The 16,926-nt window shown below is 69.5% G+C and carries 8 protein-coding genes; 2 read left to right on the top strand and 6 right to left on the bottom strand.

The window, feature by feature from the left end; all coding sequences use genetic code 11:
• Positions 1-117: 117 nt before the first annotated feature.
• From Asi03nite_RS01385 to Asi03nite_RS01405, 5 genes are all read right to left on the bottom strand, one after another.
• Complete coding sequence (locus Asi03nite_RS01385; protein WP_239102285.1) at positions 118-2,799, bottom strand: ricin-type beta-trefoil lectin domain protein; 2,682 nt, start codon at positions 2,797-2,799, stop codon at positions 118-120.
• On the bottom strand, positions 2,796-5,207 hold the full coding sequence (locus Asi03nite_RS01390; protein ID WP_203676413.1) for a ricin-type beta-trefoil lectin domain protein: 2,412 nt from the start codon (positions 5,205-5,207) through the stop codon (positions 2,796-2,798). The genes Asi03nite_RS01385 and Asi03nite_RS01390 overlap by 4 nt, the downstream gene beginning before the upstream one ends.
• 33 nt (positions 5,208-5,240) lie before the next feature.
• Positions 5,241-6,713, bottom strand: a complete 1,473-nt coding sequence (locus tag Asi03nite_RS01395) for an endo-1,4-beta-xylanase (RefSeq protein WP_203676415.1) — start codon at positions 6,711-6,713, stop codon at positions 5,241-5,243.
• Between the two features lie 21 nt (positions 6,714-6,734).
• Positions 6,735-9,500 carry a glycosyl hydrolase family 95 catalytic domain-containing protein gene (locus tag Asi03nite_RS01400; RefSeq protein ID WP_203676417.1) on the bottom strand — a complete coding sequence of 922 codons (2,766 nt, stop codon included), beginning with the start codon at positions 9,498-9,500 and terminating at the stop codon, positions 6,735-6,737.
• 466 nt (positions 9,501-9,966) lie between these two features.
• Positions 9,967-11,298, bottom strand: coding sequence for a ricin-type beta-trefoil lectin domain protein (locus Asi03nite_RS01405; RefSeq protein WP_373872073.1), 1,332 nt, complete (start codon positions 11,296-11,298; stop codon positions 9,967-9,969).
• A gap of 568 nt (positions 11,299-11,866) precedes the next feature.
• Between Asi03nite_RS01405 and Asi03nite_RS01410 the strand changes: the two genes are divergently transcribed.
• The gene (locus Asi03nite_RS01410) at positions 11,867-14,917 is read left to right on the top strand and encodes a glycoside hydrolase family 9 protein (RefSeq protein WP_203676421.1); all 3,051 of its coding nucleotides are present in this window, start codon (positions 11,867-11,869) and stop codon (positions 14,915-14,917) included.
• Between the two features lie 179 nt (positions 14,918-15,096).
• On the opposite strand, the gene Asi03nite_RS01415 is transcribed toward Asi03nite_RS01410, so the two are convergent.
• On the bottom strand, positions 15,097-15,867 hold the full coding sequence (locus Asi03nite_RS01415) for an SDR family NAD(P)-dependent oxidoreductase (protein ID WP_203676423.1): 771 nt from the start codon (positions 15,865-15,867) through the stop codon (positions 15,097-15,099).
• A gap of 69 nt (positions 15,868-15,936) precedes the next feature.
• On the opposite strand from Asi03nite_RS01415, the gene Asi03nite_RS01420 reads away from it, so the two are divergent.
• Positions 15,937-16,890: a serine hydrolase domain-containing protein gene (locus Asi03nite_RS01420; protein WP_203676425.1), complete on the top strand. Its 954-nt coding sequence runs from the start codon at positions 15,937-15,939 to the stop codon at positions 16,888-16,890.
• The last annotated feature ends 36 nt before the right edge of the window (positions 16,891-16,926 follow it).

A 16,926-nucleotide genomic window follows, 5' to 3' on the forward strand; every position in this document is an offset into this window, starting at 1 on the left:
GCGGCGTTCAACGACCCGAAGTATAAGAGCATACGTATGATGTTTGCACGGATCGATTGAAGCGGCCGCCGGCCCAGGCGTCGTAGGTGTCTGTCGGCGCCTGAGCCGGACCGGGGCTCAGGTCAGGGTCCATCGCTGGTTCGCGCCGCCACTGCACGACCAGAGGATCAGCTTGGTGCCGTTCGCGGTGGCGGCGTTGTTGGCATCGACGCACAGGCCGGACTGGACGCTTGTGATGGTTCCGTCGGCGTTGACGTTCCACTGTTGGTTGAGGGCGCCGTGGCAGTCCCAGATGATGACCGCGGTGCCACTGGTCGTGCCGTTCCCGGAGGCGTCCAGGCACTTGTTCCCGTACACCATCAGCTGTTTGCTCCCGGTGTAGGACCACCGCTGCTTCGCGCTGCCGTCGCAGTCCCACAGTTGCACCTGGGTGCCGTTGGCGGTCGTGGCGTTGGGTACGTCGACGCACCGGCCCGACTGGCCGCCCACGATCTGCCCGCTCTGCTGGCCGCCGCCGCCCTGCCGCCGGACGATCGACGTGGACTCGGCCGACCGGTTGCCCCGGGAGTCCAGGACGAAGAGCCGGTAGTCACCCGGCGACGACGGAACCGCGATCGAGGTGGCGGTGCCGCCGGCGGTCGTCATCGTCGGTCCGGCGACGAAGTTCGTGGTGCCGGAGGGGGCCAGCCAGATGCTCCGGCCCGGATCGCCGGCACTTCGGACCGGGATCGACGAGGTCCCGCCGCCGGTGTACGTGCTGGCCGGCAGGACGTGGTCGGGCAGCGGGAGACGGGCCGGCGGGACGATGTCCCGGAACGCGTCCTCCGGCCCGGAATTCACGGCGATGCCGTAGGCGGCCGCCGGCCAGACGTAGTCGGAGGACACCAGGATGTCCTGGACCGTGCTGTTGGGGAGGTTCTTGTTGGAGACCTTGTTGACCGGCCCGTACGTGTTCGTGAGGCTCAGATCGTGCTTGCGGCCGAAGTCGTCGGAGTTGATCAGCCAGGTGACGTTCTTGTCCACACTCAGCACGTTGTCGCGGAAGGTCAGGAACGCCGAGCCCTCATCCGGATGGAGGCCGTACTTGTGGCCGGCCGGCACACCCTGCAGGTAGTTGTTGGTGATGGTGGTTCCGGGCTGGCTGCCGAGGGTGTAGATGGGAGCCGTGTCACCCAGGCGCTGCACCGTGTCCACGATGTGGTTGTAGCTGATGGTGTTGTTCCGGGCCGATGTGGTCGGCCGGTTGGGGGCGATCGATCCCGGGGACCCGTCGAAGTTCCACCAGCCCCAGCCGAGCGTGATGCCGGCCCAGGGTGCCTTCTCGATCCGGTTGTGCTGGATCGTGAGCGTGTCGGCGAAGTAGGCCGAGATGGGACTGTGCCCGTTGAAGAGTACCGCGCTGTCGTACAGGAAATTGTTCTTGATCTCGATGTTCTTCGGCAGTGCTTCCACCTGGGCCGGATACTTCTCGCGGTTGCTCGACCCGGAGTCCCCGATGAAGACGTGCTGGGGGTGGCCGATGGAGATCGCCGAACCGGCGATGTCGCTGGTGTGGTTGCCGATCAGCTGACTGTTCTGCACGTCGTTGACCATGCTGACGCCGTCGGCCCCGGTGTGCTGGATCAGGTTGCGCTGCAGCAGGATCCCGTCGGCGTTCTGGACCTGGACGATGGCGGGCGTGGTGTCGACGTTGCGGTAGTAGTAGGCGTGGAAGTTCTGCTTCGCGTACGCGATGGCGCTGAGGTTGCCCTGTTGCGCCTCCTTGTAGACCGAGCCGGCCACGCTCGTGAGGTTCCAGTCGGAGTGCCGCACCGTGAGACCGGAGAAGGTGAGGCTACGCGCGTGGTTGCTCGTCGAGGTGCCGGCGACCCGCAGCACGGTGGTCACGTTGTTGGGGGCGAAGACCGTCGCGGCCGACATGTTCTCGGCCTCGCTCTTGTAGTAGTAGAGCGTCCGGCTGGACTTGTCGAAGTAGAACTCCCCCGGCGTGTCCAGGAACTCGTACGCGTTCATGACCTTGTGGGTGCCGCCCACCTGCGCGTTGCCGTTGTACGCGCCCTGGGCGATGGCGGCGCCCGGCTGCTGGAACAACGCCACCCGGTTGCCACCGTCGGTGGTCACCTGGCGCACTCCCACGATGGCCGAGGTCCAGGTGGTCGACGTCTCGATCTCGATGGCGTCCTGGTTGCCGGCGATGGCCGGGAAATCCGACGAGCTGTACTTGGCGCCGGCGCACTGTGACCCCGACTCCCACGCCCAGTCCGCCTGCCCGGCGGTGATGGTGTATGTGCCTTGGCAGCCGGCCGAGTTGATCGTCTTCGCGGCCATGAACGCCCGTTTGTCGTTGACGTACAGGGCCCGGAGTTTGCCGGAGCGGTCGAGCGGGGCCTTCCAGATGTTGCCGCTGTGCTGGGTCCAGCCGGTCACCTGGACGCCGCCCTCGAGCACCGGCGTCTCGTTCGGGTAGGCGGCGTAGACGACCCGGTGGCCGCCGGTGCCGGAATCGCCCGGCCCGAATTCGATCGTGCTGCTCACCGGGTAGTTGCCGCCGCGGAGATAGACGTTGATGTCGCCGGTCATGGCGGTGTTCACGGTGCGGACGACGTCCCGCGCGTGTTGCACGGTTCGGAACGGTGCGGTGATCGTTCCGGCATTGCTGTCGTTGCCGTCCGGAGCGACGTAGTAGGTGGCCTGGACCGCGGCCGCGGCGGCCGACCCGGTGACGGTGACGACCGTCGTGCCGGCGGCGACGACCACGGCGGCCGCCAGCAGGGACTTCCCGAGAGACGTCATGGTCATGACCTGATCCATCGCTGATTGCTTCCGCCGTTGCACGTCCATAATCCGACGGCGGTGCCGTTGGCCGTCCCCGCGCCGGTCACGTCCAGGCACAGCCCGGACTGGACACCGGTGATGGTGCCGTCGGCGTTGAGACGCCACTGCTGGTTGGCCGCCCCGGTGCAGGACCAGATCCGGACCTGGCCGCCGGCGGAGGCGCTGGGGGCGTCGAGGCACTTGTTGCCGTAGACGGTCAGCTGGTTGCTGGACGTCGCCGTCCAGGTCTGGTTGGCGCCGCCGTTGCAGTCCCAGATCTGCACGACCGTCCCGTCGGCCTGGCTCTGCCCGTTGACGTCCAGGCACCGGTTCGACCCGGCTCCGCGGATCGTGCCGGTCGGGCTCGAGCCGCCGCCGAGCCCGGTGATGGTCAGGTTGTCGAACTGGGCGGTCACGCCCTGGCCGGTGGCGTAACCGATCTGGCCGGCGACCCAGGTGGAGTCCGAGACGCTGCCCACGGTGGTCCCGTCGACGGCCGCGGTCAGTGTGCCGCCGTTGAGTGTGAGGGCCAGCTTGTGCCAGCGGCCGGTGCCCAGGGCCGCCGTGGTGCCGCTGGCCAGGGTCCGCTGGTTGCCGCTGGTGTTGTTGCTGCGGATCGACCACGAGCCGTTGTCGGCCACCCGCAGGTAGTAGGCGTTGAGGTTGTGCGGGTTGTCGTGGTTGTAGTTGCCGGCCCGGCCGACGAGCTGCGCATAGCCGCTCTTCTCCAGCATGACGTCGGAGGAGACGGTGTAGTTGCGCCAGTTGACGTCGCCGAGCAGCGTGAACGGCTCGGCGTGGCCCGAGGTCCAGAAGATCGGCGCCTGTTCCGACATCTGGCGTACGCACTGACCGGTACGGCCGCCACCGCACGGGGTCACCTCGAAGGAGCCCTGGTGGTCCGACAGGTATTTCGCCTCGCGTCCGGTCGCGTAACCGTCGAAGTCGTCGCTGTAGGGCAACGCCAGGGCGCCCTGGGCGGGGCTGGTCGCGGCGCCTTTGCCCTGTCCGGTGGTCGTGGTGATGCTGTAGACGTAGCCCGGCTGGACGGTCAGTGAGAACGATCCGTTGGACGGGGTGATGTCGTTGCGCCGGACGAACTGGTCAGCCGGATTTCCCGACCGGACGTTGGTGGACCACACGTGCACGGTCCCGGTCGACAGCCCGCCGGTGACGGTGAACTGGAGGTCCTGGGCCGAGCCGGCGTCCATCGTCTCGATGACGGTGCTGTAGTCGCTGCTGGTCGGCGACTTCAGCGAGACGTAGCTGCCGTTGTTGCGGTTGCCGCCCAGATAGCCCGTGGAGCTGTCGAGATACCGCCATCCAGGTGCGGTGAACTGGGTGGTGTGGCCCATGACCCAGGTGCTCGTACCGATCGAGTAGTAGCCGGACCACGGTTGTGGCGCCACGGCCACACCGGTCGTGCTCCAGGGGATGTTGGGTGTGATCGCGGCGATGACCGGCCAGTTGAGGTAGGCGGTCATCTTCCCGTCGATGTAGTCACGGTTGATGCCGCGGGCCAGGGCCGGCGCGCCCCCGTTGTAGTCGTCGGAGCCGTTCTCGCTGGCCCACAGGGTTTTGCCCGAGTTCACCGCGTTCGCCGAGCTGGGGCAGCTGGTCTGGGCGCTGCGGTAGCCGCAGACGTAGTGGCTGCCGACCACCGAGATGGCGGAGCCGAACGCGGGGTCACGCAGCGCGTCGTCCGCCGAGCCCCAGCCGAAGTCGTCCGAGGCCACAATCTTGACGTTCGGGTATCCGCGCGAGTTCAGCGCCGAGCGCAGGTTCTTGTACCAGTTCAGATCCCGGCCGCGTTCGTTCCAGCCGCCGAGGTAGTCGATGGTCAGCCCGTGGGAGGTGGCGCACCCGAGCCAGGCGATCAGGTAGTCGATCGAGTCGCTGGACCAGAAGTTGCCGTTGCCGATCCAGCCGGGGGCTCCCCAGGACAGTCCGACCAGCTTGATGCCGGGATTACGGGCCTTCGCCTGGCCCATCAGCCACCATTCGTAGCCGCGGTCGCAGTTCACCTGGCCGCGGGTGTGCTCGTGGCTGGGTTCCGCGCCGGAGGTCGAGTTGGTGTCCCCGCCGATCTCCACTTTCATGATCTGCATCGCCGCGCCGTACCCCGGCTTGAACAGGTAGTCGAGGATGTCGCTGCGCTGGGGTTCCGGATAGTCGACCAGCAGGCGGGTGTTGCCGCCACCGCCGCTGATGGCCCCGACGCCGTCGAACGTGCGCCCGCCCGACGTGCCGTTGATGGTGATCGCCGTGGCGGCCTGCGCCGGCGCGGGGTTCACGATCAGCGCCCCCGCCACAGCCAGCAGCAGGCCGGCGGCCGCGGCCCAGCCGCGGGACGACCGCCGGCGGTTCGGCCCTTGGTCCTCACATGTTGTCATCGGAAATGTCGTTCCCTTCTGGACGGTAGCGGGTCAGGGGCTGGTGCACGAGACGGAGGCGGGCGCCGTGCTGCTGCTGCCGTTGACCAGGAAGCCGAAACTGGTCGAGGCGTTCGCGCCGAGGGAGCCGTTGTAGGCGGCGTTGCGGACGCTGACCGTGCCGCTGGTGCCGGTGTTGATGCCGTTCCAGACGTTGGCGATGGTCTGCCCGCCGGCCAGCGTCAGCTGCACGGTCCAGCCCTCGATGGTGGTCGGGCCGGTGTTGGCCACGGTGACCTCACCCTGGAAACCGCCGCTCCAGCTGTTGGTCAGGTGGTACGTCGCGGTACAGGCGCCCGGCGACCCGGTGACCGGTGGCGTGCTGGGCGGCGTGCTGCCCGGCGTGCTGCCCGGGGTGCTCGGCGGCGTGCTGCCCGGGGTGCTCGGCGGCGTGCTGCCCGGGGTGCTCGGCGGCGGGGTGCTCGTACCGGGCACCGTGGTCGAGGCGGCATTGAGGGCATTGAGTACGGACGTGTACGCGGCCTTGGGGTTGCTGTTGCGGTCGAACAGCAGCGGGCTCTCGTTGCCACGCCAGGAGTCGCTGTCGCGGATGCCCCACGTCGTGATGCCGACGCAGCGGGGGACGTTCATGCAAGCCTGGGTCAGTCCCGCGTACTGCGTGGCGGAGGCGTTGGTGACGTCAGCCTCGGTCAGGGCCACGTCCACACCCAGAGCGGCGAAGCTCGACAGCGTGGTCTGGAAGTTGCCCGGCAGCGAGCTGCCACCGGTGAAGTGGGTCTGCAGACCGACGCAGTCGATCGGGACGCCACGGGACTTGAAGTCCCGGATCATGGTGTAGACACCCTGCGTCTTGGCGTACGTCCAGTTCTCGATGTTGTAGTCGTTGTAACAGAGCTTCACCGACGGATCAGCGGCCCGAGCGGTCCGGAACGCCACCTCGATCCAGTCGTTGCCGGTGGACTGCAGGTTGGAGCTGCGGCGGCTGCCGTTCTCCGCGAAGGCCTCGTTGACCACGTCCCAGGCGTAGAGCTTGCCCCGGTAGTGGGCCATGACGCCGTTGATGTGGTCGATCATCGCGGTGCGCAGGGCGCTGCCGCTGAGGCTTCCCCAGAATCTCGGTTGCTGGGCGTGCCAGGCCAGGGTGTGGCCACGGACCCGCAGGGCGTGCTGGGTGGCCCAGTTGTAGATCGCGTCACCGGCCCGGAAGTCGAACTGGCCGCGGTTGGGCTCAGTCGCGTCGGGCTTCATCTCGTTGACGGCCGTCATCATGTCGAACTCGCGGTTCGCGATGGTGAGGAAGCCCTGGTCGCTGAGGCGGTCCCCGCCCATGGCGGCGCCGAAGTACCGCCCGCTGCGCTCGGCGGCCGCCTTCAGGGTGGTTCCGGGCGGGCCGGCCAGATCGGCGCGGGCGACGGTGGCCACGGCCACCGAGGACACGGCGATCAGCACGGCACAGGCGCCGCCGAGGAGGAGTCTGGCGCGACCACCGGTACGGCGTTCGTTCATCTCTGTCCGTCCTCTCGGGTTTCAGCTGGTGGTGACGGTGACTGCGGTGGGCGGTTCGTTCACTCCGGTCACCGAGGCGATCAGTCCGAAGCTGGTGGCGGCGCCCGGGGCAAGGGCGCCGTTGTACGCGGCGTTGGTCACCGTCACGTTCGTTCCGCTCTGGGTGTAGGTGCCGTTCCAGACCTGACTGATGGCCTGCCCACCGGGGAAGGTCCAGGAGACGGTCCATCCCCTGATCGCCGTGGCCCCCGCGGTCACCGTCACCTCGGCCTGGAAGCCGCCGGACCACGAACTCGTCACCGCGTACACCGCCCGCGCCCCGGTCGGCGACGACGACGGGGAAGGGGACGACGACGGGGACGGGGTCACGCCGGGCCGGGCGGCCCGGTAGGTGTGACCGGCGCGGGCGGTGAGCTGCACGGAGTCGGACTCGAGGCGAGTGACGGCGGTGGTGGCGCCGTCGGTGAGGTCGGTGACGGTGAAGGTCCCCGCGAACAGCTGGGCGCGAAGCTTGACGGCGCCGTCACGATCGGCCGTGATCAGCAGCTCGTCGGCTTGACCGGCGCTCCACCCCAGACCCACCGTGTAGCCGCCCCGCGCCCGCAGGCCGGTCACCCGGCCGGCGGGCCAGGCGGCCGGCAACGCCGGCAGCAGGTGCAGTTCGGCGTTGTGGCTCTGCAGCAGCATCTCGGCGATGCCGGAGGTGGCGCCGAAGTTGCCGTCGATCTGGAACGGCGGATGCAGGTCGAACATGTTGGGCGCCAGGCGGTCCGTGCGCACCAGGTCACCCAGCAGCTTGCGCGCCCGGGCGCCGTCCTCCAGCCGTGCCCAGTAATTGATCTTCCATGCGAGCGACCAGCCGGTCCCGTCGTCGCCGCGCAACTCCAGGGTCCGGCGCGCAGCCTGGTGGAGCTGGGGAGTGCCGCGCTTGGTGATCTGGTTGCTGGGGTGCAGGCCGTACAGGTGGGAGACGTGCCGGTGGTTCGGCTCCGTCTCCACCCAGTCGGCCAGCCACTCCTGGATGTTCCCGCGGGAGCCGACGCGCATCGGTGGCAGCCGGTCCTTCGTCGCCCGTAAGCGGGTCCGGAATTCCTGGTCGACGCCGAGGACCTCACCGGCCCGGTCGACCCCGTCGAACAGGTCGCGCAGGATCTGGTTGTCCATGGTGGGACCGGCGCACACGCTGGCGTTCGCGTGGTGGGGTAGTTCCGGCGAGTTCGACGGGTTGGTGACCAGATAGCCGCGCGCCGGGTCGGTGACCAGCGTGTCCAGGAAGAACTGCGCGGCGCCCTTCATGGCCGGGTAGTTGGCGCGCAGGAAGCCGAGGTCACCGGTGAAGCGGTAGTGGTCCCAGATGAGGGTGGCCAGCCACGCGCTGCCGGTCTGCCACATGCCCCACAGCGCGCCGTCGACCACCGAGGTGCCCCGCCAGGCGTCGGTGTTGTGGTGGGTGACCCAGCCGCCGGCGCCGTACTGCACCCGCGCCGTCCGGGCGCCGGTCTCCGCCAGCTCCCTGATCATGGCGAAGACCGGCTGGTAGCACTCCGCCAGGTTGGTGGAGTCGGCCGGCCAGTAATTCATCGGCAGGTTCGCGTTGATCGTGTACTTCGAGTCCCACTGGGGACTGGTCGAGTCGTTCCAGATGCCCTGCAGGTTGGCCGGCTGGGTGCCCGGCCGCGACGAGGAGATCAGCAGGTACCGGCCGAATTGGAACAGCAGCGCGGAGAACTGCGGATCGTTGACGGTGGCGTGCTGCGCGATCCGCACGTCGGTCGGCTGGTCGGCGGCGGCGGTGCGGCCCAGCTCGATCGTCACCCGGCCGAACAACGCCTGGTAGTCGGCGACGTGCCGGCTGCGCAGCTGGTCGTAGGCGATGGCGCGGGCGGCCGTCAACCGGCTGCGAGCGATGCCCTGGTAGTCGCCGTTGACGGTGCGGTAGTCGACGTAGCTGGAGCCGATCGACACCAGCAGCGTCACGCTGGTGGCTCCGGACACCCGCAGCGCGCCGCCGGAGCTGGCGACCGAGCCGCCGGTGACGACGGCCTCGGCCAGGGCGAGGAAGCGGACGGATCCGGTGACGCCCTCCATGTCGCCGGAGATTCCGTCGAGGGCGATCGTGGCGCCGCCCGGGCTGGACGTCGTGGTGCGTTGCGGGCTGGCGAAGGTGGCGCTGAACGAGATGGCGCCGGCCCGGTCGGCCGTCAACCGGACGACGACCACCTGGTCCGGCGCGCTCGCGAACACCTCACGCTGGTGGCGCACCCCGTTCAGCACGTACGTCGTGGTGGCGATCGCGGTCGTCAGGTCGAGCGTCCGGTGGTACTGCGTCGCGCCGGAGGCGGAACCGAGGGCCAGCCGGAGATCACCGACGGTCTGGTACGCCAGCTGCCCGCCGGGCGTACCCATCATGGTCTGGTTGATCAAATCCTGCGCCGACGTCCACTGGTCGGCGAAGACCCGCCGCCGGATCTCGGGCAGGGCCGCCGCTCCCCGGGAGTTGCTGGAGTCGTAGGGGCCGCCGGCCCAGACGGTGTCCTCGTTGAGCTGGAGCCGTTCGGTGTCGACGTTGCCGAACACCATCGCGCCGAGGCGTCCGTTGCCGATCGGCAGGGCCCGCAGCCACTCCGTGCCGGCCGGCTCGTCGTACCACAGGGCGAGGTCGCCGGCCGCGCGCACTTCGGGGGGCGCTGCCGAGTCGGCCCGGGCGGCCGCCGTCCAGCCCAGTGGCAGGAGCGCCGCCCCGGCCGCGCCTCCGAAGAGCAGGCGTCTCCGTGTCACCTCGGGCATGGCTGTCCCTCCAAGCAGAGCCGAATCGAATGCCGGACAATTCTGGGAGCGCTCCCAGCAGCGCCCTCCAGATTGCCATATTGTTTCCGGCGCATCAAGATAATGACATCGATGTTCTGTGATTCTCGACGAGCCGCCCGCGTAACAATTTCCGATCGACGATTTTTGGAAAATGGCGAAGGGCGACCGCCGAGGACCAACGCGGCACTCAACCGGCTCGCACCTTGTCGTAGGGCGCCGACCAGCGGGAACCGGCTCGGCGGATCGTCGGGGCGTTTCTTTTCGCGCGTCCGCGCGTCGGGCAGTTCAGTCAGAACATCGTATGAGCGGCCGACTGCGCACCGGCGTCACCGAATGCGTACCCGGGTCTGGTGTACCACGCCCGGAAACCCGGAACCGCGAGATGCCTACCGATAGCCCGCCGCCGTGATGTCGGCCCTGTGCTTCCCAGGCGAGCTCCTGATTCTCACCGCACGGACCACTGCTGATTGGCGCCCCCGTTGCAGGACCACAGGTTGAGCCTGGTGCCGTTGGCGGTGCCCGCACCGGTGGCGTCCAGGCACAGTCCGGACTGGACACCGGTGACGGTCCCGTTGGAGTTGACGTTCCACTGCTGGTTGGCCTGGCCGTTGCAGTCCCACACGATGACGGCGGTGCCGTTGCTGGTGCCCTGCCCGTTGGCATCCAGGCACTTCGTGCCGCCGGACCCGGCCAGCTGCCGGCCCGACGTGTACGTCCAGCTCTGATTGGCGGCGCCGTTGCAGTCCCACAACTGGGTCGCGGTGCCGTTGGCGGTGGTGCCACCCACCACGTCCAGGCACCGCCCGGACTGGGCGCCGACGATCCGCGAGGTGACCGGGCCGGCCGAGCCGAACTGGCTGAAGAAGCTCCACACCACCGGCCGCGTCCACGACCGCTCGCCAGGGTTGTAGTCACCGGCCGATCCGTCCACCGGGCCGGGGGTGTGACCGGCGTCGAAGGCCGCCCATGCCACCGGGTAGCCGGCCCGGCAACCCTGGTAATAGGTGACGGTGTGGGTGAGGCTGCCCTGCGCCGGTTCGGGCGGGTTCTGCGCGGTGCAACTGTTGTTCCGGACGAACCGGTCCCGCAGCGAGCGGCCGTTGGAGATGCTCAACACCGGGTCGCGCAGACCGTGCAGCCCGAGGTACGCGATCGGCTGCGTGCCCCCGCTGCAGCCGCTGAGCTGGCCGCCCGAGTAGACCGCGACCGCCCGGAAGACGGTTGCCCGAGCGCAGGCGATGGCGTAACTCATTCCGCCGCCGTAGCTGAAACCGAGCGAGAACAGCTGGGACGAGTCCACACACAGGCCGTTCTCGATCAGGTTGACCATGGCGTCCACGAAGGCCAGATCCTCACCGCCGGAGTTGGCCCACCCGTTGTTGAGGCCCTGCGGCGCCACGAAGATCGCACTGTTGTCGGCCAGCGCCCGGAGCCCGTAGTAGGACCAGGGATAACCGCTGGTGCCACCACCGTCCACATCGCTGGCGGTGCCGCCGTTCCAGTGGAAACCGAAGATCAGGCGGTACTGGCGGTTGCTGTCGTAGCCGTCCGGGATGCGCAGGATGAACGTACGGTTCTTGCCGCCGCTCTGAATCGTGCGCGTGCCGCTGGTCAGGGCGGGGCTCTTGCCGCAGCCGGCGGTGGCCGCGACGGTTCCGGTGGACGGGGGCAGCGTGCCGGCCGACGCCTGCGGCGCCACGGTCACCCCCGGGCCGGCGATCAGGAGGGCGGCGGCGAACGTCCCTTTCCACCGGGAAAGGAATCTGACACGAGCCACGGGGATCTCCACTTCCTGCAGTGGTACAGAGGGGGAATCTTCTCGGGCCGGGGTGGCGCGCCCTGCGCCCTGCATCGAAGACATCATACGTATGATGTCAACGGCGCTCGGCACGTGGGCGAGCTCGGCGGCGGCCGGCGCGGGTTGCTGTACGACGCTCCGGTCGGTCGACTAGCAGGTCATCAGACGTCATACGTTATTTCTCTGATTGACCGCAGTCAATACGTAACCTCGCCGCAACACGCCCGCCCGCCCACCTGACACTTTCTCCACGACGAACCTGAAGATCATCTGCCCATTGCGGCATATTCGGGTCGGCCGAAATTCCGGTATCCGACCCGCATTCAGGCACGCCCCGGGCCGGTCGGGCCGACGCCGGGAACGAGCGCTTCGGCACCCCGGGCTCGGCCGGTGCGGCCGAGCCCGCCCTCGGCAGGCACCTCGGCCCGCGCAATCTTGATCCAAGTCGGTCGATTGACTAGCCGTAACCCAGCGGTAACAATGAACGCTGTGGGAGCGCTCCCACACGTCGGTCCTCACCGTTCTGCGAAGTTGGGAAGGAACCTCCGTGACTCCATACCTGCGCGGGCGGGTCACCGCGCTGACCGTGGCCGCCGCGGCGGCCACGCTGGCGCTCACGTCCTTGACGGTTCAACCGGCCTCGGCCGAACCGACGCAGCACATATCCAACGGCGACTTCACGACGGGCACGACCGGCTGGTGGTCCACCGACAACGCGCCTCTTTCCGCCACCGGTGGGCAGCTCTGCGCCGAGGTTGCCGGCGGCACCACCAACGCCTGGGACGTCAGCCTCGGCCACAACGGCATCCCGCTGGTGAACGGCGCCGCCTACGAGCTGAGCTTCCGCGCCCACGCCAGCGTGCCGGTGACCGTCCGGGCAAACGTCCAGATCAACGAGGCGCCGTACACCACGGCGCTGTCCCGGGCGGTCGCGCTGACCACCGAGGCGCAGACCTTCGAGTACGCCTTCACCTCCAGCCTGGACTCGGCCAACGGCACACTGACGTTCCAGCTCGGCGGCAGCGCCGACCCGTTCAGCTTCTGCCTGGACGACGTCTCCCTGACCAGTGACGCCCCCACCCCGCCGGCCGGCCCGGAGCAGCTGGAGAACGGCGACTTCGCCGACGGCACCGCGGGCTGGTACTCCTACGGCACCACGGCGACCGGGGTCGACGACGGACAGCTGTGCGCCACCGTGCCTGCCGGGCTGCCGAATCCGTGGGACGCCGGCATCGGGCAGAACAACGTCGCGTTGAAGGCCGGATCCTCGTACACGCTGTCGTTCGACGCCACGGCCACCCCGGGCGCCACCGTGCGGGCCGCGGTCCAGCTCGGCGCCGAGCCGTACGCGTCATATCTGAGCCGCGACGTCGCGCTGACCTCCGCCCGGCAGCACCTGGAGTACACGTTCACCGCTGCCGAGGACACCACCGCGGGCCAGGTCGCCTTCCAGGCCGGCGGCGCGACCGCGGAGTACCGGCTGTGCCTGGACAACGTGTCGTTGATCGGCGGCGAGGCGGAGCCGCCGTACGTACCGGAAACCGGGCCCCGGGTCCGGGTCAACCAGGTGGGTTACCTGCCGGACGGACCGAAGAACGCGACTCTGGTCACCGAAGCCACCGAGGCGCTGGACTGGCAGCTCAAGAACGCCGCCGGTGACGTGGCCCAGTCGGGCCGGACCAAGCCGCGCGGGGTGGACGCCGCGTCCGGCCAGAACGTCCACACCATCGACTTCTCCGCCTACACCAGAGCGGGGACCCGTTACACGCTCGTCGCCGACGGGCAGACCAGCCACCCGTTCGACATCTCCAGTACCCTCTACAAGCAGCTGCGGTCGGACGCCCTGCAGTTCTTCTACATCCAGCGCAGCGGCATCGCGATCGACGGCGACCTGGTCGGCGAGCAGTACGCGCGCCCGGCCGGCCACCTGGGCGTGGCCCCGAACAAGGGCGACACCGACGTGCCGTGCCGGGCCAACTCCTGCGACTACCGGCTGGACGTGCGCGGCGGCTGGTACGACGCCGGCGACCAGGGCAAGTACGTGGTCAACGGCGGTATCGCCGTGCAGCAGCTGATGAGCAGCTTCGAACGCACCAAGACCGCGGCCACCGCCGCGCACGGTGCCGGGCTGGCGGACAGCACGCTGCGGGTGCCCGAGCGGGGCAACCAGGTTCCCGACATCCTCGACGAGGCCCGCTGGGAGCTCGAGTTCCTGATGCGCATGCAGGTGCCGGCCGGCAAACCGCTCGCCGGGATGGCCCACCACAAGATGCACGACGCCAACTGGACCGGCATTCCGATGCAGCCCCAGAACGACCCCGAGCAGCGCGAGCTGCAGCCGCCGTCGACGGCGGCCACGCTGAACCTGGCGGCCACCGCGGCCCAGTGCGCGCGACTGTTCGCGCCGTACCACGCGGCGTTCTCGGCCAGGTGCCTCACCGCCGCCCGCACCGCGTACGCCGCGGCCAAGGCCAACCCGGCGAAGCCGGCGCAGGACCTGGGCGGCGGCGGTGGCGGGTACGGCGACGACGACGTCTCCGACGAGTTCTACTGGGCCGCCGCCGAGCTGTACCTGACCACCGGCGAGGCGGCGTTCCTGACCGACGTGACCGCGTCCAGGCACCACACGGGCGACGTCTTCGCCGCCACCGGCTTCGGCTGGGGCAGCACCGCGGCGCTGGGCCGGCTCGACCTGGCCACGGTGCCCAGCGCACTGCCGGCCGCCGACCGGCAGCGGATCCGCCAGTCGGTGGTGACCGCCGCGGACACCTATCTCGCGACCCTCAACGCCCAGGCGTACGGGTTGCCGATGCCGGGCAGTGCGGGCAGCTACTTCTGGGGCGCCAACAGCAACATCCTCAACAACGTCCAGGTGCTGGCGACCGCGTTCGACCTGACCGGCGCGGCGAAGTACCGCGACGGAGCGGTGCAGGGCGTCGACTACATCTTCGGCCGCAACGCGCTGAACCAGTCGTACGTCACCGGCTGGGGCGAGAAGGCGTCGCAGAACCAGCACACCCGGATCTACGCCCATCAGAAGGACGCCGCACTGCCGCACCCGCCGGCCGGATCGCTGGCCGGGGGCGCGAACGCCGGGCTGGACGACCCGTACGCGAAGGATCTGCTCACCGGTTGCAAGCCGATGTTCTGCTACGTCGACGACATCGAGTCGTACGCGACCAACGAGATCGCCATCAACTGGAACTCCGCCCTGGCCTGGGTGGCGTCCTTCCTGGCCGATCAGGAAAAGGGTGAGCCGGCCCCGGCGGCGTCCTGCCGCGCCAGCTACACCAATTACGGCGACTGGGCGGACAAGACCGGGTTCACCGCGCAACTGGCGGTCACCAACACCGGCACCACGACCATCGACGGCTGGGCGGTGCGCTTCGCCTTCCTCGGCGGCCAGCGCCTCCGCGAGGCGTGGTCGGCCGACGCGGCACAGTCCGGCGCCACGGTGACTGCCCGGGCCACCACCACGAACCAGCGCATCCGGCCCGGGGCAACGGTGTACTTCGGCTTCAACGCCACCACGCCGGGCGGACCGAACCCGGCTCCGGAGCTGATCACCCTCAACGGGGCGGCCTGCGAACGGTCCTGACGGCATCCGCTGTCGGCATGGTGCCGACCCGGTTGCTCGCGAGCGGGTCGGCACCAGGGGCGGGTGCTGGAGAAAAAAGCTGCTCGATCCGACCGGATCCGGCCACCGGCACCGGCTGCGTGACACCCCGCTTGCACCACCTGGTCCGGCAAGCCACGGCAGCCGGCTTCCGCGAACCCTCATCCGGCTCCGCCGCGTCTGGACACCCGAAAGTCCTTCGCGACGATGCGCTGGTCGTGGACGCCGGCAGCCGCGGGTGAGCAGAGCCAGCGGATCGGCGGTCCCATGATCGTGGGGTCGAGCAGCCCGTCCACCGCGACCGGCACCATGCCGGTCGCCGTCGCGCCGCCGGGCAGCAGCAGGTTGACCGTGACGCCGGTGCCGGCCAGGTCGGCGGCCATGACGCGGCTCAGCGCCTCGGCTCCGGCGCGCGCCGGACCGTACGGGACGAAACCTTTCCGGACCATGGTCTCGTGGTTCATCGACACGTTGACGATCCGGCCGCCGCCTGCCTCCAGCATCCGCGGAACCACGGCGCGCGCGACGAGGAAGTAGCCGGTCAGGTCGGTCGCCACAAGATCACGGAAGCCGTCCGGGGAGACGTCCCAGAACGGCTGCGGCTCGGACATGAAGCGCGGATTGACCGTACGCATGCCGATGCCGGCGTTGTTGACCAGGACGTCCATCCCGCCCAGCTGGTCGTACGCCCGGGCCACCCCGCGCTCGACCGCGTGCTCGTCCCGGACGTCCATGCCGATGCCGACCGCGCCGATCGTCGCCGCGGCGTCGTCCGCCCGCCCGGCGTCGCGGCCGGTGAGCGCCACGCGCGCCCCGGCGTCGACGAGGGCCGCGGCCATCGCGGCGCCGAGGCCGCTGGTGCCGCCGGTGATGAGCACGCGGACGCCGTCCGCCCGCAAGTCGCTGTCGCCGTCCGCCCGCAAGTCGCTCATGAGCAAAGCGTAGGCCGGCGGCGAAGGGGGCGTGGCCGGAGGTTTGCGCCGGCTGGCCATGATGAGAGCATGAGTGATCTTGCCGTGCTGGCCGACCGGACCGTGGAGAAGCTCGCCCGGAAGCGGCCCGGTGTGGTGGTCGCGGCGATCACTCGGGAATCGGAGGCGGTCCGCGGCGCAGGCGGCCTCGACGGGGCCACCCGGTTCGAGATCGGTTCGCTCACCAAGGTGTTCACCGCGCTCGCCCTGGCCCGCCTGGTGCGGTCCGGCGCACTGCGGTTGGATCAGCCGCTCGGCGAGCTGCTTCCGGTGCCCGCCGGCTGCCGGATCACGCTGCGGCAGCTCGCCACGCACACCTCCGGGCTGCCTCGGTTGCCGACCGGGATGCTCCTCGGCGCGCTGCTGCACCCCGGCAGGCCCGACCCGTACGCCGAATGCTCCGAGGAATTCGTGCTGCGGGCCTTGGCCCGCAGCCGTACGCGACCGGCCGGCCGCGTACGGTACTCCAACTTCGGCGCCGGACTGCTCGGGCTGGCGCTGACTCGCCACGCCGGCCTGGACTACTCCGGACTGATCACGGCTGAGCTGGGTTCGCCGTTGCGACTGACCGATACGGATACCTCCGGCCTGACCACGCCGGGGCACCGGGCCAATGGACGTCCGGCTGCGCCGTGGCACCTCAACGCGCTTGCCGGCGCGGGCGGTCTCCGGTCGACCGCCGGCGACCTGGTCCGGTTGGTGCGGGCGCACCTCGGGCCGTCCCCGCTGTCCGAGGCGATTCAGTTGGCGCTGTCCGTGCAGGAGCGGGCCAACCCGTTCTTGAGCGTGCACCTGGGTTGGATGTCGCGCCGTCTGACGGGTGGCCGCCGCCAGTACTTCCACAACGGCGGCACCGGCGGGTTCACCTCGTTCGCCGGATTCGACCCGGCGGCCGGAGTCGGCGTGGTGGCGCTCAGCTCGACCGCTCGGTCGGTCGACGGTCCCGCCGTCGAGCTGCTCACCGAGCTGTCCGAGAGTGCCTGACCGCGCTGCGATCGGCGCGGGCTCCGGATGCGGACC

The sequence above is a fragment of the Actinoplanes siamensis genome (assembly GCF_016862395.1).
Lineage (GTDB): Bacteria > Actinomycetota > Actinomycetes > Mycobacteriales > Micromonosporaceae > Actinoplanes > Actinoplanes siamensis.